This window comes from Kitasatospora sp. GAS1066B, assembly GCF_041262605.1.
Lineage (GTDB): Bacteria > Actinomycetota > Actinomycetes > Streptomycetales > Streptomycetaceae > Kitasatospora.
This window is the reverse complement of the sequence record NZ_JBGCCO010000005.1, coordinates 180,345-201,501: the sequence shown is the minus strand read 5'-3', so window position 1 is coordinate 201,501 and position 21,157 is coordinate 180,345. Positions and strand designations below refer to the sequence as shown.

General features: G+C 68.4%; 1 protein-coding gene. It reads right to left on the bottom strand.

All coding sequences use genetic code 11. The features are described 5' to 3' along the window. Positions 1 to 91 precede the first annotated feature (91 nt). Positions 92 to 21,130 carry a hypothetical protein gene (locus tag ABH937_RS07365; protein ID WP_370217615.1) on the bottom strand — a complete coding sequence of 7,013 codons (21,039 nt, stop codon included), beginning with the start codon at positions 21,128 to 21,130 and terminating at the stop codon, positions 92 to 94. Positions 21,131 to 21,157: the final 27 nt, after the last annotated feature.

Genomic DNA, 21,157 nt, shown 5'->3' with positions numbered 1-21,157 from the left:
CGAACGCGTTTCGAACGCACAGCGGCGTCCGTCTGGATCCACGGCCGGGGCTCGGCCGAAGGTTCAGCCGAGCCCCGGACCACCACCGGCCTCAGCCCATCAGCGCGTTCGCGATGTCGTCGGCGATCGAGGGCGGATTGGCGGTCGAGGGCGGGCTGAGCACCTCCTCCACCACCGGGGTGTCCTGCTCCGCGGCCGGATCCACCCGGACGAAGCCCTGCGCCCCTCCCGGCGAGCCACCGTCCGCCGGCCATCCGATCGCCGGAATCCAGCTGCCCCGGCGGCCGGGCAGGAACGCGTGCCCACCGGTCAGCGCGAAGACCGTACGACCCGTCAGGTCTGCTACCTGGTGGGCCAGTTCCATCCCACCGACCCCCGCGCCCGGGACCATCAGCACGATCGGCGCCGCCTTCGGCAGCTTCGCCAGCGCCGGGTCCGCCGCGACCATCTCGGCGAAGCCGTCAGACTCCACCGCGAGCGGCGAGTCCGTCCCGGCCGTCAGCTTCACCTCCTGCGCCGTACCGCTCGCCAGCACGAAGTACGGCTGGTGCTCGGCCGACCAGGGCGCCTCGACCGAACCGTGCTCCCCTTGGACGTAGCCGGGCTCGCCCGGATACACCTCGGGATCCACGGTGACCTTGCTGAACGCCCGCGCGCCGCCGTCGAACCCGAAGATCACCGGGTCGATGCTGTCCCAGTCACCCGGGGACAGGTACGCGCGACCGGCCGGCTTCGTGTCGTCCTCACCCAGCGGCATGCCGTGCACCAGCGTGTCCGTCCCCGGCACCCGGTGCAGATCGCGGCCTTCCGGCCCGGCGCCCGGGTGGTAGCCCGAGGGTGCGCTGGTCAGTGACTCGGCGAGGGCGCTGTCGGGTTCGAAGGTCTGGAAGCGGCCCTTCGTCCCGTCCCGCATCAGCATGGAGAGCGTCGGACGCTGGGTGCCGTCGGACGGGACGGTCGGAGCAACCGCAATCAGATGTGTCGGTGCGTGCACCTTGAGCCCGGAAGCAGCGGACACGTCCCGGGCCACCGATGCCGCCTCGCACCCCATGAGCACGAGCTCCGGCTTCTGGCCACGCTGCGCAGCGGCCTCCTTCAGCCCCTTCACGACCTGGAGGCGCTTGAGATAGCCGCCGAACTGGGCGCCGCTGAACCTCTTGTCGCCCAACTCCGTGGACGTGCGCACACCGAGCTTCCCGGCGTGCGTCACATAGAAGACCGTGTTCTTCGGCTCGTACGGAACCTTCTCGACCAGACCCGTCGCCAGCTGCGGATGCACCCGGTGCTCATAGGTGTCGAGCTTCAGCAGGTGCGAGTACAGGCTGGGATCGCGGTCCATCGCGCCGAAGCGGCCGATCAGCTCTCCGTTGGGGCTGTAGAGATCCTTGGCGATGACCTGGTCGTCCCGCACGATGGTCCCGTCGAGTGCGACCAGCTGACCGGCCTCCTCCGAACCCGTCAGCTGGGCGGAGCCGGCGGCAGCCGTGCCGTTCGAAGCTTCGTCATCAGCCAGCCAGGCAGCCGCCGACTCGTGCTCGTCGGTCGAGAGCACCGGGTGATCGCCCGGGTGCAGCGACACGGTCTCGGGCTCCGGCGACGCATCCTCGCCGAACATCGAGTCGCTGGACTCCGGCCAGACGATCTCGCCGATCTGCGCCCCGATCCGACGCGGATCCCCGCCGAACGGACCGAGGCTGACCCGACGATCGGGCAGTTCGGCCTCCTGCTCGGCCAACGACAGAAGCGGCCGTTCCCCGCCGGGGACGAAGCGCAGCAGCGGTTCGAGACCCGGCTGGTCCTTGAGCCCCTTGGTCTCCGAGGGCCGGTGGGTTCCCACGATCTTCTGGTAGATCCCCAGGTCGAAGGGCTTGGTCGGCTTCCAGAACATGTGCGCGCCGTGCTGGACGATGCCCGCGTCGAGCATCTCCTGCTTGGCCGCTTCGTACTCGTCCTCGTCCAACCGGATGCCGTCTGCCCGCTGGAGGTCGAACACGTCGTGGTCACCCGTCAGCGGCCGCCACACCCCGTCCTTGTCCAGCTGCTCGACCACGCCGTCCACCACCCGGAAGCGCGGCTGCTCCGCCTGCCCGAACTGCCGCATCTTCTCCTGGAGTTCCTTGAACTCGGCGCCCCGCTGCTGGTGGCGCCGCTGGACGGCGGCCCAGAGCTTGTCGTCGGCCAGTTCCGGCCTGGACGACCGCTCCGGCAGCACGGGCTCGAAGAACCCGACGAGGCCGCGGTCGGACGGCTTCGCTCCCGGTACGTCGTCCCGAAGGTAGAGGTCCTCCGGGCTGATCGTCTTCGCCTTGATGTCCTCCGGCTTGGGCAGCGCCCGGATACCGTGATCGCCCCTCAGGTGCGCCACCGCGTCGGGGTTGGTCGGCCGGACCTCGATGACGACGCCCAGCCGGTCGGTGATCTCCTGGAACTTCTGCTGGGTCTCCCGGGGCATGCCCAGCACCTCCTCCGCGTAGCGCGGGGCCATGCGCAGGAAGCTCACCTTGCCCAGGACCGCCTCGGGCACCTGCTCGATCTTCGGGACGCCGGAACGCACCGTGCCACGACGCCAGTCGCGCGAGGCATCGCCGATCTGCGGCGGACCCGAGGAGGAGGTCCTGGTGGCCGGCGGCTGGTCCGTCAACGTCCCGGGCGACTGGTGACTCGGCAGGTCGCCGGGTCCGGCGTGGCCGCCGTCCGTCTCCGTGGTCGCCGTGCCCTCGACGGAGTGGAACAAGCCCCAGTCGCTGGCCGGCAGCTCGGCCTCGACGCTCGAAGCCCGATCGGAGGTGAACCAGTCGATGCCGCCCTTCCGCGACGACCCCGTGCGGTCGGGCTGCGTCCCGTCCAGCAGCGGCCGAGCAGGCTTGGCGGCGGGCCCCGACGCGACCGACGAGACACCGTCGTGGCCACCCGGGTAGAAGGTGCGGAACTCCCCTTCGCCACCTTCAGCATTGGGGGCCACGGCGATCGTGACCTCCTCCGAGCGGTCGTACGGGTCGTCCGGCGGTGGTGTGAAGCCGACCATGGCCGTCGGTGCGTGCACCGTGAGACCGAGTTCGTCCGCGACCGCCTGCGCGTGCGCGGCCGACTCGCAGGACATCAGCACCACCGAGACGGGCTTTCCGGCAACCGCCTCCTGCTTGAGCGCGACGATGCTCGGCCTGCGCTTGAGGAACCCGCCGAGTTGCGGTCCATCGGCCGGTGCGGCACCCGGGACGAACTCGAAGCCCGTCTCGTCCGCGTGCGTGTTGAAGAAGTACGCGTGCTCCGGGTCCCAGGGAACGTGGTGCTCCGGACCGCTGAGCGACTCCTCATCCGCCAGGCTCTGATAGGAGAAGAGCTCATTCAGCCGACCGAGCAGCGGAGCCTGCTCATGCTGGGTGCTCTGGTCCAGCAAGGCCCGACCGATCGGCCTCCCATGACCGTCGATGATCGTCCAGCTCCGCAGTCGGCTGTCGGCGACCTGTGTTCCGTCGACCAAGGTCACCTGGCCGGAGTCGTCGCCGTGCGCGGGGTCGACACCACCGGCGGACGGCGGGTCGACCCGCACGATCGTGCCGCGCGGCACGGGTTCGCCGTGGCCGTCCTGATGCGGGGTCCGCAGGCCCAGCGACCAGCCGTCGTCCTCCGGCACCATGTCCATGTCGCCGGTCAGGGCGTACACGGTCCGGTCCGTGGCCGCTGCGATCCGGCGCGGCAGGTCCAGCGTGCCGTCGCCGCTGTGCGGGATCGCGAGGACCAGCGGGACGTCCTTGGGAAGCCGGGCCAACTCCGAATCGCCCGCCAGGACGGCCGCGAACGCATCGTGGCTGACCGTGATGAGGTTTCCGCTCTCGTCCGTCATGAGCAGTTCGTCCCCGGAGTGGCGTCCCATGACGAAGTACGGCTCCGGGCCGCCCAGCCACGGCACCGGGAAGCGGCCGAGGTCCTGCACCAGGTAGCCCTGCTCGTCCGGGTCCCGCTCCGGGTTCACCAGGATGTGGCGGTAGTCCACCAGGTGACTCCGGAAGCGCGGAAGTTCGCCATCGAGCTCCTCGAAGTCCTCCGGCTCCGCGAAGGCCCGACCCTTGGCCCGCGGGTCGTCCTCCGAACCGAGTGGGCGGCTCTGGACCAGTTGCTCCGTTCCGGGCAGCTCGTGCAGATCGCGGCCGTCCGGCCCTGACTGCGGGAAGTGCAGCGCGACCGGCGAACGGTCGTCAGCGCTGCCAACGTGCTCGCCACCGAACGTCACCGCACCGGGCAACCGGGACAGCGCCTCGGTTTCACGTTCGATCGTGATCAGCGAGCTGCGACGGCGCTGCTCGACGGTCTCTCCCATCGCGGCCGGGTTCGGGTCGCGTCCCTTGGAGCGGCTCTGGATGTTGAGCTGATCGACACTGGCCGTGCGCTTCGGATCGCCGGCGATCTCGGCCTCCTTCTTCAACGCGGCCGAGACGTAGCCCAACAGGGCGTGCTCGGTGGCGACGCTGCGCCTGCGGCCCTGCGCCTTCGCGTTGAACGGGATTCGGGAGTTGCTGTAGCCGGTGATCCCCACCTTGAACGAGGGCGGCTGGTCGTTGCGCCAGTCGTAGTGCAGTTCCTTGAGGACCTGCTCGGAGAACTTCTGTACCCGTTGCTGCGCGAGATCGTCGAGCGACGTGCCGTTGCGGTCGAACGCGATCGTGGTCTGGTTGAAGCCACGGCCGCCGGACACGACACCCGCGAACGGGTTGGCGAGCTTGACCCGCTGGGCGACACGCCACTCGTAGAAGGTCTCCTCCTTGGCCCGGCCGTACATCTGGAAGAAGTACAGATCGGTGTCCTTACCGAGGTGCTCCGGAGAGAGCCGCTTCAGCACGTTGACCGTCTTGTCCCGGACCGCGGAGAGCTGCTTCTCCAACTCGGGACGATCCGCCTCGTCGGCCGTGTCCAGAGCGGCGCGAAGATCGCGCATCTTGCCGAGGTTGTCGAGGAGTTGGGCGCGTCCCCCGGACGGGTCGGCCATCCGACCGGACTTCAACTCCGCGTCGATCTGCGGCAGCACATCCTTGTACCGGTCGTAGATCTGGTCGGTCGCCTCCTGCAGTGCGTTCCGGACCCCGCCGTCGCGCCGGTAGTTCTGCAGCGTCATGTGGTGCAGGTCGTCATCAGCGGCGGCGATCACGGAGGCGAAGTGGTAGCCACCGCGACGGCCTTCCTGGTAGCCGTTCACCGGGTCCAGGGAGAAGTCAGCGCCGAAGTCACGATCGCCGGTGATACCGCCGCTACCCACCGCCTGGATCAGATACGCCTCACTGACATCGGGCCAGGCGAACTGGTTGGTCCCCAGCTTCATCGAGGCCTCGGCCAGCGGATCCGGCTCTGCCGGATCCTGTCCCCAACTCGCGTGCAGTGCTTGCCCGTAGCGCTTGCCCTGTCCTGCCGAACCGCCGAACTCGCCAGGCTTCGTCGCGTCCTTCAGCACCGAGACGGCCTGCTCGCCGGACAACTCGTCCAGTGACACGCCACCCTCGGCGACCTTGGCCAGCAGGTCGGCGATCTCATGGGTGCCGGTCACCTCGATCCCACTCGCCGCCTTCAGCGGCCCGACCAACGCGTTCAGGCCGCCCTCGTCCTTACCGAGCGCCGTGCCCAGTCCGTCCCGGAAGACGAAATGCGAGGGAGCGCCACCCAGCACGATCGCCGCGAAGTCACGGCAGACCTCCGTCAGCTTCGCGTCACCGAAGTCCGCCACCACCATCGACAGCTTCCGCTGCGCGCCGTCGACCGTCACCTCGACGCTGTTCTCCGGCACGATCCGCAGCGTCACTCCGCTGTCGGCCCGGCGCAGCGCCGCCGAAGCCTGCTCCACCACCTCCTTCGTGGCGTAGAACTCACCGTGCTCGCCGAGCAGCGAGTTCACCGCCATCGACCCGTCCGCCGACAGCCGCAGCGCCGGCTTCTCGTCGTGGTGCAGTACCCGTGCCACCTGAAGATCACCGAACGAGCCCACCAGGTCACCCGACGAGCCGAAGACCACCTTCGCCCTCGGTTCCCGACGGGTGAAGGGCACCGGCACGCCCTGGCCCGAGGCCCCGTCCTTCGCATGGCCAGACGTCAGCACATAGTCGCTGACCGTCGAACTACCGGTCCACTGCGAACGGATGGCGTGGGTGATTCCCTCGACCGGCCGACCGCCGGAGTCCACCAGGCCGGACAACCCGTGGAACGCCCGGCCGTGATCCCGCGGCAACGGCCCGTCGCCAGAGCCCGCCAGGCGCGCGAACCGCGACCCGTCGTGCGTCACGTATCCCTTCGGCGCAGCCACCGAACCCACCGGCGACCGGCTGTCGTCCACCGGCAGATGAGCACCCAACCGCTCGACCGTCACCTCACCGGCACCAGCGGACACCTTCAGCTTCAGCCAGTGTCCACCGGTCTGCACCGACGGCCGACCCAGCAGATCGAACCCGAGACCGTTCGCGCTCGACACCACCAGATGGCCCGACCCCGACGGCCGAACCGCTCCGTCCTTGCCCACCGGCGGCGCGAACCAGAGCGTGCCCTCCGGTGCGTACGCCTCCAGGTCCAGCTGCGGCAGCTTCTCGTGCAGCGCCCGCAACACGTCGGCGGCAAAGGACGCCTCGGCGCCGCTGGCCGCGTCACAGGCCGACACCAAGAGCGGCTTGTCACCCTGCCACACCCCCAGCCCATGCAACTTCGCCAGCACCGAAGCGAGTTCGTCCACTGATACCGGCCGGCCCTCCCACAGCGGCCGCCCCTGTCGATCGGTGTGTGCTGCCAGCACGAAGAACCGGTCATCTCGCGGGAAACGATCCACCGCGTCCCGGCGACCCTGCGACGCCGAGCCGTCATCCAAGAGCCTGGCACCCGAGCGACTCTGATGGTGCATCAGCGCGGAGACCATCGCGTCCACTCGGTCGCCGCTTGACGACACCACCGCCGGACCGGCTACCCGATCACCACCGAACGCCACAGCTCCGGACAGCTCGGAGTGCTCCTCCGGGTTGTTCGCGTCCTGATGTCCCAACTCAGCGTGCGCGGCTTCCTGACTCTCCGTCAGAGGTCGCTCCTGGGCCGGCTCGAGCCGAACGGGCTCAGGGATCGGCTCCAGCTCGTCGGCGACGTGCGACGGGCCAGGTCGGTCCGTCGCCGGCGCGGTCCCGGTCAGTTGCACGCTGCCCACGCGGCGCCGGACGGACGTGCGCTCCTCGGGCAGGACGTCCTTCGCGGGAAGTCGCTGGCCGCGGGAGGTCGCGACGATGTTCACCTGCGTGTGGTCGAACGGGTTCTCGCTGTCCCGGCCGGCGATTTCGAGGAAGCTCTGCAGGTCACCCTTCAGGTTGTCCGCGCGGAGCTGACCGGTGTCCTTGCGCCGGGACACCCGGGCGTTTCCGCCGACCTCGATCTTGACGGCGAACTTCGACGGGTCGTTGTACACCTTGATGAGTTCGGCGACCTTCCCACCGAACTTGTTGATCTCGCTGTGGCCCTCGGAGTCGAGCGTCTTCGCACCCTTGTCGAAGATGACGTTCAGCTCGTCCAGCACCAGCGGTCGCTCCACGGACGGCTCCTGGTGCCGACCGGTCGCCAGGCTCTCCGGGTCGAGCTTGGTGCCCGCCGCCTTGGCCAGCGCGGCCGCGGTCAGCGGACGTCCGCGCCGCTTGGCCTGCTGCGCCAGGGCGAGCAGCCGCTGCCGGTCGCCGGGCTGGACCGCCGCCTCGGCGTCCATGCCCAGGACCGAGCGGGCCAGCCGGTCGAGGTGTTCAGGGCGCAACTCGCCGCTGTGGCCGTACTCCTGGCGCAGGACGTCGGAGAGCCTGCGAACGTGCGTCAGCTCGGCCACGGTGGGCGTGGCGTCGGAGCCGGTGAGGTACCGGGTCACCTTGACGATGTCCCGCATCCGCAGGATCTCGTCCCCGGACACCTCGGCGCTCGGCTCGGACCCTCGCCCCAGGAGGGTGCGCGGCTCCCGGAGCAGTCCGGTCTCCCTTGCCAGGTCGGCCAGTTGCTCCGGCGTGTGCTCGGCCGGGTGGACGCTCAGCGTCGCACTGATGGCCAGCTGCGAGAGGATCGGCTGCGCGTCCGGTCCGTCGTAGAGCTCGGGGTAGTCCCGCTTCAGCGCCTCCGGATCGCGGGCCCCGAGCTCGGTGGTGATCTCGATCCGGTCGGCCGTCAACCGTTCCTCGCCCGGCTCCAGATGCTGCTGGAAGTCGTCCAGGTAGTGGCCGAGACGTCGACCGAACTCGGCCACCGCCGCATCCGTCAGCCCACTCGCCGACTCGTGCTCGGTCGGCAGCGAGTGCGTCGTGAAACGGACGGACGGCAGCTCGACTTCCTGGCGGAAGCGCCACAACGCGGCCTTGGCCACCCGGTGCGCGATGTGGTCGACACGGTCGCTCTGGATCTCGGTGAGCTGTTCCGTCTCGGCTCCGAACTCCAGCTCAATTCGCGGGTCGGCGTGATCGCTGAGCACGACCATGGCGATCGGGTTGTTCTTGTTCCCGCGCGTCGTGCGACTGTCGAGCATCGCGTACTGCTCGAAGAGCGTCTCGCCCTTGGCACGACCGTTCATGGCGAACCACCACATGTCACCTTCGCGGCCCATGTCGTCGCCGGAGAGGGCGAGCATCACGCGGTGCCCGTTGGCGCGCGCGTCGTCGAGCTCGGACTGGAGGGAACGCTCCTTGAGCGCCAGCTGCTGATCGTCGCCGGTACCGGCCTCCCGCAACTGCTCCTTGACCCGTGCGAGCTCCGCACCCACATCCCGGATCTGGACGATCACCTTGGCCAGCCCGACCTGCGGGTCTCCCTCGGAGAGCTCCCCCCGCGCCACGGCCTCGTTGAGGTCCTCCAGGATGGCGTCGATGCGCTCCCCGTAGTGCTGGATGTTGGCGTCCAGCGCCTCGGCCGCGAGCTCCCTGGCGCGCGTGTGGAAGTTGGCGTTCTCCAGGGTGATCTGGTGCTGACCGTCGAGGCTCTCGATCACGACCGGCGCGAAGTGATAGCCCCAGACCGGTGCCCGGACCCCGTCGTCGTCGCTGCCCAAGGTCTGGGCGAAGTCGAGGGAGAACCGGCGCCGGCGGTCTCGGTAGTCGTGGGCGACCGACTGCATGACGTAGCCTTCGCCGCCGACCCGGGCCCAGGCCTCCTCGTTCACCCCCATGCTCTTGGCCTGCTCGGACAGCTTCTTCCGCAGCGCCTCGTTACCGGGCGTGAACCGATTCAGCGCCCGGCCGTATGCCTCGCCGGGAGTGGGCCAGTCACTCTCCTTCGTCTTCGGCGCCTGCGCCATCACCGCCTGGCCCCACTCGGGGTCCAGCTCCACCGTGCTCTTCCCGTAGGCAGCCTTGGCGAGGGCGTCGGCCAGGTGATGAGTTCCCTCGATCTCGACGCCGTTGTTGGTGCCGATCCTGGCAGTGACCGTCTTTCCGGTGCCGCCCTCCTCGGGACTGCGCATGTCGGAGAGCACCGCGTGCGTGTGAGAGGCACCGAGAACCTTCTCGGAGAAGTCGCGACATACGGATGACGGGTCACTGTCGAAGCGCACGCTGACCTTGAGCAGCTCACGCTGCTCGCCCTCGTGGCTGAAACGGATCTTCACCTTGGTGTCGATCACCAACTCGGCCTTACTGCCGGCTTCGCGAAGGCTCTGCTGCGCGTGACGGATGGCGTCCGGGTGGCCGAAGAACTCCCTCGAGCGCCCCTGGTGGCTGGCGATCACCAGCGATCCATCGCCGGAAACCCGCAGCTGCGGGTGGTCAAGGCTCTCCACGGGCCGCTCGGCCCGATACGCGGGGAACGACGTGCTGCCCTCGCCATCGCCGACCTGCTTGACCCGGCCGCCGGTGGCGTAGGCATCGCGGTAGTTGAACACGGACTCCGGGTGCTCGCGCTGCCCCGACTCCTGCGCGGTGACGTCCTCGTGCTCGTTGATCACCTCGTAGTCGTCGAGGTAGGTCGACGGCCGCGCCTGCTCCCGGGGAACCGGCCGGCGGCCCCGGACGACCTGGTACCCGTCCTCCCTCGGGCCGTTGTCGGGGCTGAGTTCGTGGCCGGTGGGCGGGTCGTCGTGGTGACGGAGCTCGACGGTGTAGCTGTAGCCCTTGTGCCGCGCGTGCTGCTCCAGGGTGGTCTTCAGCTCCTGGGCGCGGGCGGCGGTCGGCAGGCTGTCCGGGTTCGGACCCGTGTGACCCTCGTGCAGGTGGTTGACCGTGATCGTCTTCAGATCCGACCAACGCAGCGGACCATGGACCTGCGTCTCGAAGTACGACTCCGTCGTCACACCGTTCTTCTTGACGTCCTCCCCGAACGCCTGGTCATGCGCGAACCCGGTCGCCTCACCGAACGCCAGGCGAACCTGGTGCGCGTCACCGTAGTTGAGCAGCGGGTCCAGGTGCGAGTCCGGCGTCACGGACCGCGCACCCATCTGGCCGGCCGTCCAGCTGTCGCGCGGCGTGTGCGTCACCCGGCCACGGATGTCCCTGTCCCAGTGCATCACGAACGCGCCGTACCGGGTGGCCACACCCCGGGTCTGGTACTTCGAGATCATCGCCGCGTACTTCGGCAGCTCATCCGGGTTCTCCGGCTTGAACTTCGACCCCTTGCTCTCCGTGTCCTGGAAGAACGCCTTCGTCGCCGAGTCCCGCCGCAGCGACGGCGCGTATCCGAAGTGCTCCTCCACACTCCCACGACGCGAGTCGTCGACCGCCGCCTGCGAAGCCCGGGTCCGCCACGTGTTGCGGAACTCCTGACCCTCGTCGTTGATCAGCTTGTCCAGCAGCGTCGAGTCCACCCCCGACGACGAACGCCGCTTGAACGGCTCCCTCAGCTTGTCCAGCATCTGCGACGAACGACGACGCCCACCACCCGTGCTCACCTTCCGGTTCGCGTTCAGCTCGCGATCCAGGTGGAAGTTGGTCGCGATGCTCATGTTCTGGTGCATGTGCTCGTGCACCTGCTGCAACAGCGACGAGATCTCCTCGTCAGTGCCGACCGGGTAGCCCTTCACCCACGCCCAATCACCCTTCTGCTCCCGCAGATTGGTGATCAGCAGCTGACGCTCGCGCGCCTCGAACTCGATCGCCTTACGCTCCGCCAACACCAGCGCGGCCACCTGCGCCGGCTCCAACGCCTTCCAGTCCGTCTGGTCCTTCAACGTGTCGAACAGCGCACGGTCCTCCCGCGCACGCCGCAGATCCAACGCCGCCAACGGGTTGTTCGGCTCCTCGACCGCCAGCGCCTGGGCCTGCGCGATCTTCTCGTCCAGGTGCGCCACCGCGCTCTCGGGGTGCTGCAGGTCGTGCGACAACTCCAGGTCACGCGGACCCGGAATCATCAACTGGCGTGGCCGGCCCTCCAGATCCCGCAGACCCTGCTCGGTCTGAAGGTCGGCGACCTCCGCCTCCACGTGCTGGAGCTTCGCCTGGACATGCTCGATCTGCCACTGCGGGTCGGAGCCGAGCGTGAGCGAGCCCAACTTCTCACGCAGCGAGGCGATCTCCGCCGTGCGGCGGTCCATGCCCGTTTGGAGCGACTCGTCCGACCCCCGCAGGAACCGCGAGAACTCCGAGCGCAGGCTGTCCTGCTGGCGCGGAATGCCTCGCTCCAGCTTCCCAAGACGATCCTTCTCCTGGTCCGACAGGGTGTCGCCAGCGTTCTGACGATCCTTCAGGCCGGCCAGCTCCTGACGCTGCGACCCCAGGTCATCCCACTTCTGCGAAGCGGTGGTGAACGGGTCCTCCGTCTGATCGCCCGCCACCCGCAACGGACGGTCCAACGGATGCCCCGCCACCCCCATCTCGATCACCGGACGCGGACCATCGGCCTCATCGTCAGGAGTGTTGTCAGGGCTCACCTCGGTCCGCTGGTCCCGCGGCCCGACGGAGTCCAACGGGTGCACGGAGTCGTCGCCGCTGTGGGTGGTGACGGTCTCCTTCGGCCGGGGGTGGAAGGTCTGGAACGACCCCTCCTCACCGTTCGCCGACGGCCGCACATAGAGCACCGCACCCGACTTCGCGTTGAACGGGTCCTCCGGGTCACCACTCACCACACCAGCACGGCCGGTCGGCGCGTGCACCACCATCTTCGTCTCGTCCGCGACCGCCTGCGCCTCCGCCGCCGACCCACAGCTCAACAGCACGATCGACGCCGGCTTCTCCGGCTCCTTCTCCAAGGCCGCAGCAGCCTTCAGATCGATCAGACTCTCACGCCGGTTCAGCAGCCGACCGAGACCGTTGCCACCCACCCACTTCGTGCGACCGTCCTCGGTCTCCAGACTGAAGCCCTTCGCCTCATAATGGTCCGCGAAGAGATAGAAGTCCTTGCCCCACGGCACCTGCTGGAACTTCCCCGACGGCTGACGCCAGTCATCACGCTTCTCGTAACTGCGCAAGTCCCGCAACTGCCGGTACAGATCCTGCCGGACCTGCCAGTCGCTGTCCTTGAACACGGCACGGCCAAACGACTTGCCGCTCTGGTCGGTCAACTGCCGCGTCCGCACCTGCGAATCATCGATCACCTCCCCGCCATGCGTCTGCAGCGGCGCGTTGTCAGGGCTCGGCTCGTGGGAGGCCGATGCCACGGGCCCGTCGTGCAGTTGGAAGCCGTGCTGGGGCTTGCTCTGCTCCTCGGCGCCCATGAGCTTGCGGAAGTCCTCGGACAGCCGCCGCTCGGCCGCGACGGCTTCCACCGGGTTGGCCCGCTCCGAGTGGACGGCCTGCGGGTCCGGGCCGTAGAGGCGCTCCAGCAGCGGCAGGAGCATCGGCTCGTTCGCGCGAACCCACTCGTGCCCGTTGTTGCGCGGATGATCCGTGTACGGGTCCTTGTTGGTATTGGTCCCCAGGTACGCGTTGCTGACCTGGGCGAAGTACTCGTACTCGTTGCGGGAGGCGTAGTTGTCGCCGCCCGGGTGGTCGTACCGGCGCGGGCCGTCGGACCACGCGACCAGGCTGTCCTGGCCTAGGGCGTGAGCTGCCTGGTCCATCATCAGCTTGTACTGGTACGCCGAAGTCACCAGTTGCTTGTCCTCGGGCGACAGGCCCGCTTCATGGACCGCGTGGGCGAACTCGTGCGTCGTGGTCGAGTAGCCGTCCGGGTAGTGCCGGACCCAGCCGATCGAGGTGTCCTCCCCGAGCAGGTTCTCCTCGGTGACGGCGGCCTCGCCGCCGGCCTGCAATCCCCTGATCTGGTCGAGGCTTCGCCCGTCACCGGACGCACCCTCCGCCTTCTGCCCGCGCAGACCCTCGAACGGCGGGACCTCCGTCATCATGACGTCCCTGGGCACCACCGTGGCCCCGGCGCCCTTCTTCAGCATCCGGGCGGCCACATCCGGGTCCTGCAGCATCCGTGCGACCTGCGCACGGGCCGCCAGCCGGGCCGAGATCGGCTGCTCCGCACGCGGATCCACCCGGACGATCAGCTGGGCCGCCGTCGCGGCCATCTCCTCCTTCGACAGTGAGGCGCGCAACCCATTGACGAAGTCCGGGTTGAGGGCCAGCCAGCGACGCTGTGCGTCGGTCAGCGAATCCAGCTCGCGAGCGCGCTCCTGCGCCGACTTGGTCGGCAGCTCGTTGACCAGCTTGAAGGCCTCGTCCCCGCCGATCGTGTCGAAGTGCCCCTGCAGAAGTCCCTCCTGGAACCAGCGGCTCCGGCTCTCGGCGTCCAACTGCGGGTCGACCGAGGACGCGCCGTGCGGGGCAGTGTCAGTGGCGGTCCCGGCCTCGCTGTTGGTCCCGTTGTCGGGGCTGAGTTCGTGGTTGGTGGGCGCGTCGTCGTGGTGACGGAGCTCGACGGTGTACCGGTAACCCTTGAGCTGCGCGTGCTGCTCCAGGGTCGCCTTCAACTCCTGGGCGCGGGCGGCGGTCGGCAGGCTGTCCGGGTTCAGGCCCGTGTGACCCTCGTGCAGGTGGTTGACCGTGATTGTCTTCAGATCCGACCAACGCAGCGGACCATGGATCTGCGTCTCGAAGTACGACTCGGTGGTCACACCGTTCTTCTTGGCGTCCTCGCCGAACGCCTGGTCGTGCGCGAAGTCGGTGGCCTCGCCGAACGCAAGGCGGACCTGGTGCGCGTCACCGTAGTTGAGCAGCGGGTCCAGGTGCGAGTCCGGCGTCACGGACCGCGCGCCCATCTGACCGGCCGTCCAACTGTCGCGCGGCGTGTGCGTCACCCGGCCACGAATCGCCCCGTCCCAGTGCATCACGAACGCCCCGTAGCGCGTCGCCACACCCTTGGTCTGCAACGGCGAGATCAACGCCGCGTACTTCGGCAGCTCATCCGGGTTCTCCGGCTTGAACTTCGAACCCTTGCTCTCCGTATCCTGGAAGAACTCCTTCGAGGCCGAGTCCCGCCGCAGCGACGGCGCGTACCCGAAGTGCTCCTCCACACTCCCACGACGCGAATCATCGACCGCCGCCTGCGAAGCCCCCGTCTCCCACGTGTTACGGAACTCCTGACCCTCATCCTTGATCAGCTTGTCCAGCAACGTCGACGGACGCCGCTTGAACTTCTCCGTCAACTTGTCCAGCAGCAGCCCCGACGAACGGCGCCGACCACCCACGCTCACCCGGCGGTTCGCGTTCAGCTCGCGGTCCAGGTGGAAGTTGGTCGCCACCGTCATGTTCCGGTGCATGTGGTCGTGCACCCGCTGGAGCAGCGCACTGATCTCTTCGTCACTGCCGAGCGGGTAGTCCTTCGCCCACGCCCACTCACCCTTCGGGTCCCGCAACTTCTCGATCAGCAACTGACGCTCACGCGCCTCGAACTCGACCGCCTTGCGTTCCGCCAACACCAACGCCGAGACCTGCGCCGGCTCCAACGCCTTCCAGTCCGTCTGGTCCTTCAACGTGTCGAAGAGCGCCCGGTCATCCTGCGCGCGCCACAGATCCAGCGTCGCCAGCGGGTTGTTCGGCTCCTTCGCCGCCAACGCCTGGGCCTGCGCGACCTTCTCATCCAGGTGCGCCACCGCGCTCTCAGGGTGCTGAAGGTCGTGCGACAACTCCAGGTCACGCGGACCCGGAATCATCAACTGGCGCGGCCAGCCCTCCAGATCGCGCAAACCCTGCTCGCCCTGGAGGTCGGCGACCTCCGCCTCCACATGCTGCAGCTTCGCCTGGACATGCTCGATCTGCCACTGCGGGTCCGACCCATGCGTAAGCGAGCCCAACTTCTCACGCAGCGAGGCGATCTCCGCCGTGCGGCGGTCCACACCCGCCTGCAGCGACTCATCCGAACCCCGCAAGAACCGCGAGAACTCCGAACGCAGACCGGACTGCTGACGCGAAATACCCCGCTCCAGCTCCCCCACACGACCGCGCTCGGCATCCGACAAGGCCCCGCCAGAATCCTGACGATCCTTCAGGTCTGCCAACTCTCGGCGCTGCCCTGCCAACTCGTCCCACTTCGAGGCCGCAGTGGTGAACGGGTCTTCGGTCTGATCGCCTCGCACCCGGAGCGGACGGTCCAGCGGATGCCCCGCCACCCCCATCTGCGTCACCGTCTCCGGACGCGGACCATCACCCTCATCGTCAGGAGTGTTGTCAGGGCTCACCTCGGTCCGGTGCTCAGCCGACCCGACGAGGTCCAGCGGGTGCACCGAGTCATCGTCACTGTGGGCGCTGAGGGTCTCCTGCGGCCGGGGGTGGAACGTCTGGAATGTCCCCTCCTCACCATTCGCCGACGGCCGCACGTACAGCACCGCACCCGACTTCGCGTTGAACGGGTCCTCCGGGTCACCACTCACCACACCAGCACGGCCGGTCGGCGCGTGCACCACCATCTTCGTCTCGTCCGCGACCGCCTGCGCGTCCGCCGCCGACCCACAGCTCAACAGCACGATCGACGCCGGCTTCTCCGGCTCCTTCTCCAAGGCCGCAGCAGCCTTCAGATCGATCAGACTCTCACGCCGGTTCAGCAGCCGACCGAGACCGTTGCCACCCACCCACTTCGTGCGACCGTCCTCGGTCTCCAGACTGAAGCCCTTCGCCTCGTAATGGTCCGCGAAGAGATAGAAGTCCTTGCCCCACGGCACCTGCTGGAACTTCCCCGACGGCTGACGCCAGTCATCACGCTTCTCGTAACTGCGCAAGTCCCGCAACTGCCGGTACAGATCCTGCCGGACCTGCCAGTCGCTGTCCTTGAACACGGCACGGCCAAACGACTTGCCGCTCTGGTCGGTCAACTGCCGCGTCCGCACCTGCGAATCATCGATCACCTCCCCGCCATGCGTCACCAACCGCCCGTTATCGGGCAGCGAGAACGGACCAGAACCGAAGAACACCTTCCCCGGCATATCCTCCGCGAGCGAGGCATACGCGATCTTGTTCTCTTCGGTGTTCCCGAAGGTCTCACTCGTCCAGCCCAGGCCCACGACCTTCACACTGTCGTTTTCCGGCCCCCGCCCATCGACCACGATCGCCACATGCTGCGAGTTCGCACCCAGCACCACCAACTGGCCGACCTTCGGCTCCCGCACACCCGCCACGAACTCGCTCTGTGAGAACGGCAGCAGACGCTTCGCCAGCCACTGATTCCAGTCCTGGCCCCCCGTGTCCGTGGTCTGGTACGTCTCCCTGATCCACTCCGCCGACAGCACACGCTTGTGGAAGCCCGCCAACATCACGGTCTCCCAGCAGTTCGCCGACGTGCCCTCCGCCAACTTCGGCGCCAGCTCCGGATCCGCACCGTTCCGCGCCCAGACCGCGAAGTCGGTCGTGCCTTCCTGACCCGACGAATCCCACCGCATCCGCGCCTGCTTCACCGCGAGCTCGTCCAGCAGCGACGAGACCCGGCGACCTGCCCGCAGCGGCTGCCCCGGGTGGTCGTCCAGCGCACCCGAGATGTTGTGCATCAGCAGCTGGTCGGCCAAGCCTTCGGCCGACTCCGCCAGGTGCGGAATGTCGTGCTGCTGCAGGAACTCCCGCACCTTGGCGACATCCGCCGGGTGGTTGTCACCACCAACCCCGACCGAACCCTCGACCTCCAGGTCCAGGTGCGCCAACTGCTCACGCCGCAACGGCTGCTGCCGCGCCACCTCGATGTGCTCCAGCAGCTCCAGACCGATCTCGATCTTCACCTCGGTCGGACGCGGCGCCGGACGACCCTTCACCGCACCGATCGCGACCGACTCGCTCGCCTTCTTCTGCAAGTCCTTCTCGGCGATCGGCGCCAGCGCGTCCTTCAACGACTTCGCCTGATCCGCCGACAGCAACTCGAAATTGCTCATCCGCGACACGAGCTCATCAAGCTCACGCGCGGAACCGTTCGTCCTCCCGTTCGCACCGAGAATCGCACCCGACGGCAGATTCACCTGCAGCTCGGGCAGCCCGTGCTCACTCGGACCGTTGTCCGGGCTCATGGCATGGACGTCGGACGCGACCGACTCGTGGGCAGCCGGTTCCACGTTCACGTTCGGCGCCACCGGCTCGGACCGGTCGGCACGCGGCGTCATCGCCAGTTCGTCGAAGATGTCGCCGAACGACGAGACCTCGGCGATGGTGGGGAGTTCGAGGTTCCCACCGGCGACGTCCTCATGCGTGTCCGCTGCCGACGACTCGACGGCGGGCTTCGGACCGTCCCCCATGGACTCAGAGGCGGTGGGCTTCGGCGCCTCGACCTCGCTGTCGGTCGAACCATGGTCGCCGGTCAGGCTCTTGTACTCCTCCCCCTCGACCAGCGTGGGCTTCGCGGGCGCCTTGACCGTCGAGCGGGCCGGCGGCGTGGTGTCCGACTCGATGGGACCCTCGCCGTGGCTGCCGGAGTCCTCGACCACGGGCTCCTCGTCGACCCCGCCGAACAGAGTGTCCGCCCACTCGCGGAACTCGGCCGGCCCCTCCTCTCGCTCCGGAGTCCGCTCGCGCGCCTGAGTCAGCTTCGCCTGGTAGCCGTCGCCGTCGCGGTGCACGGTGACCTCAGGGCGGCCCTTGGGGCCGTGGACCGCGAGTTCGTGCTCGATGCCGGCCTCGTCCCTGCTCACGACGCGCAGCCGGATGCCGAGCGCGTGCGCCGTCAGCGGCACCAGCGTCTCGTCCTGCCGCGCACCCGAGTTGACCAGCTCGCGGAGCTGCTTGAACTCCTCCTCGGAGAGCATGGTCCGGCTGTTGGTGCGGGCCTTCGCCAGCAGGTCGACCAGCTTCTCCTTGGCGAGCCGGTTGAGGTTGATCCGCACGCCCTTCTTGGCCAGGTAGGCGAACTGCTGCTCCGCCGAGAGCGTGCGGCCACCACGGCCCGGGAACTTCTGGCCGAACTCGGCCTCGGCCTCGGCACGGGCCCGCGCCGGGGTGATGCCCTTGGACTCGGCGAGCTCCGCCGCACGCAGCTCGATGTACTGGCGGCGCAGCTCGCCCGCCTCGTCGGCCGGCTGCTCCCGGTGGGCGGCGACGAAGCTACGGGCGGCGTTGCGGCCGGTCTGGTTCCGGAAGTCCCAGGCGACCTCGGTCTCGGCCGTCCGGTGCGCGTACTGCTCGCTGCGCCCCTGACCGGTGAGCTCCTTGACCCGCGCCTTGAGGTAAGCGGCCTGGAGCACGTGCTCGGGGACCACCTCGTGGCTGGGCGCGCTGCTCAGGCCCAAGGCCCGCAGCTCGGACCGAACCTGATGGACCGTCATCTCCTCGGCGGCCGCGTGCACGGCCTCGGGGTTCTGCTGGCGGAAGGCCTTGGCGACCTCGACCGGCAGCGTCTGCGGCGTGGTCTTGGTCAGGAAGGCGTCGACCGTGAGCTTCGTGCTCCGGCTCGCCGTCGCGAGCTGCGTGTCGTCGAGGAGGCTGCCGTGGCGGCTGACCTCCAGCGCGGAGAGCAGGCTGTGGCTGTCGACCACGCTGCCGTCGTTGAACCGTTCGGTGACGGTCTTGAGGGCGGTGTTCCAGGAGTCGCTCAGCGTGGTGTTCCCGACGGTCTCGTGGACCGTCGGGGACTCCTCCGCGTTGCTGAACAAGGGGGTGTGCGAGGTGGTGGGGGCATCAGCGGTGCTGGCGGAATCCGCGGAGGCGGTGGCAGTGGCAGTGGCAGTGGCGTGCTCGGAAGCGGTGGCGGGCTTGAGCCCCATCCCGGTGAGCGCCTCGTCGCTGAACGAGGTGCTGACCGGCTCGATCGGCTTGAGGAACCCGCCGTCGCTCACAGTGCTCGGGCGGGCGCTGGGCAGGTTCTCCGGCTGCATGCCCGTGTTGACCAGGTCGCCGAACGACTCGCCCAGGTCCGGCTCGGCCAGCTTGGGCGCGGCGGAGGAGGTGGCCGGCCGGGAGACGTCCCCGAGGTCCGGCCAGGTGTGGCCCGCGTAGAGGTCCTCGACCATGGTCGGCGCGCCGTGCGGGTTGTTGCGCGGCACCGGGAAGGGCGCCTCGTAGCCGGCCAGGTTGGCGAGCACCGAGAGGTAGGTGATCGGGTCCTTGGCGCCGTAGTACTTGTCCCCGCTCGGCGCCCGGTCGGGGTTGTTCCGCCAGGCGTTGATCTTCTCCATGTACACGTGGCCGAGCGGGGACGTCACGTGGTGCATGGCCTGGCCGAGCACGCCCATGGCCATGCCGGACATGAACCCCACGGCGTTGACGTCGAAGTTCTGGCCGTTGGCCGCGTTGATGATCCAGCCGGAGAAGAGGTTCTGCAGGCCCTGGTCGACGTGGTTGATGATCTCGCGGCCCATCAGGAACGTCGAGTCGCCCTCGCCGATGTGGTCGATCAGCTCCGGCAGCAGGTGCGACAGCGTGCCGACCGCACCCGCGTCCATCCGACCGGCTCCCTGGGTCAGTGTCCGCTCCAGTGCGGCGCTCAGATCGGTGTGGTCTGCGCCGGCCCGGCCCCACATCTGAGTGATCGTCCTACCGAAGTCCTTGCCGACGTCCCCCGCGAGCTTCCGACCGCCCAGTACCTCGCCGAGGTGCTTCCGGAAGAGGTTGTCCATCTTCTGCTCGAAGGACTCGGCGATCGAGCCCTCGCCCATTCGCTGGAAGCCGGTCCCGAACTGGGTGGCCGTCGCCTTCAGCAGCATCCCCAGGTCCTGCGAGAACGCCTCCGAGGCCTGCGTCTCCAACCACAGCTGGGCGACGGCAGTCGCCTCCTGGGGCGTCAGAGACCCGCCGTGGTCGAGCTGCCCGGCTTCCTTCTCCACCTCGTGGACCGCGACTTCGGTGACCTCCTCGGCCACGACGTGCTCGACGGCTGCCTCCGCCTCCTGCTCCGCGGCCTGCTTCGCGGCCTCCTCGGCGGCCGCCCTGGCCGCGAGCGCCAGCGTTTCGTCGACCTGCGTCTCGACGCTCTGCGTCACGTCGTGGCCGGCCACCGTGGTGACGTCGTGCGTGACGTCGTTGGTGACCTCGTGCGTGAGGTCGTGCGTGAGGTCGTGCGTCACGTCGTTGACCACGGCGTGGCCGAGGTCGCCCGCCGCCGTGTGCGTGCCGTCGTTCACAGCGGTGTCCAGCGCGTGCGCGAGGTCCCCGGCCAGCACCTCGCCGCCACTACGGCCGAGCGCCGAGCTGAGGAAGTCGCCCAGGCCCTTGCCCACGATGTGCATGATCGGACCGAGGATCGCGTTGACGCCCGCGTTCTCCAGCGTCGAGACGATGTTCGACGTGTCGTAGCCGTCGCGGTGACCCTCGATGATCTGGATCGTCTGGACCAGGGCGTCGAGCCGCAGACCTGAGGTGACCTGGTTGAACGCCTGCTTCGCGACCTGCTCCACGAACCACTTCGAGAGCTGGACCAGGAACTCCTTCGTCAGGAAGTACTCCCAGGCGAGCTCGAACAGCACCTCCGGCTGGAACGGCGCCCAGAGCCACGCGTTGATCGTGTTGATCAGCAGGTCCACCAGCTGAGCAATGATCATCAGCTGCGTGTACTCGGTCTGGGTCGCGGTCTGGTAGGCGTAAGCCGCCAGGTCCGACACCTGACTCGCGGTCATCGACAGGGGGTCGGTGCCGTCCGACAGGGCGACCAGGTTGCGCATCGAATCGACGAACGCGCTGCCGCCCTGGCCCTGGAAGTTGTCCGCGAGCCAGTTCGTCAGCGCGGTGATGTGGTCCCGCAGTTCCGGGAGGTCCTTCGCGAGTTGCTGGTAGGCCACAGCGGTCTCCCGCATGCCGTCCGGGTCCATCGTCGGATAGCACTGCTGGCCGCCGAGCACGGCGAGCATGTTCAGGAGGTCTTCACTCAACTTGGCCATTACCGCGTATCCTTAAATGCTTACTAC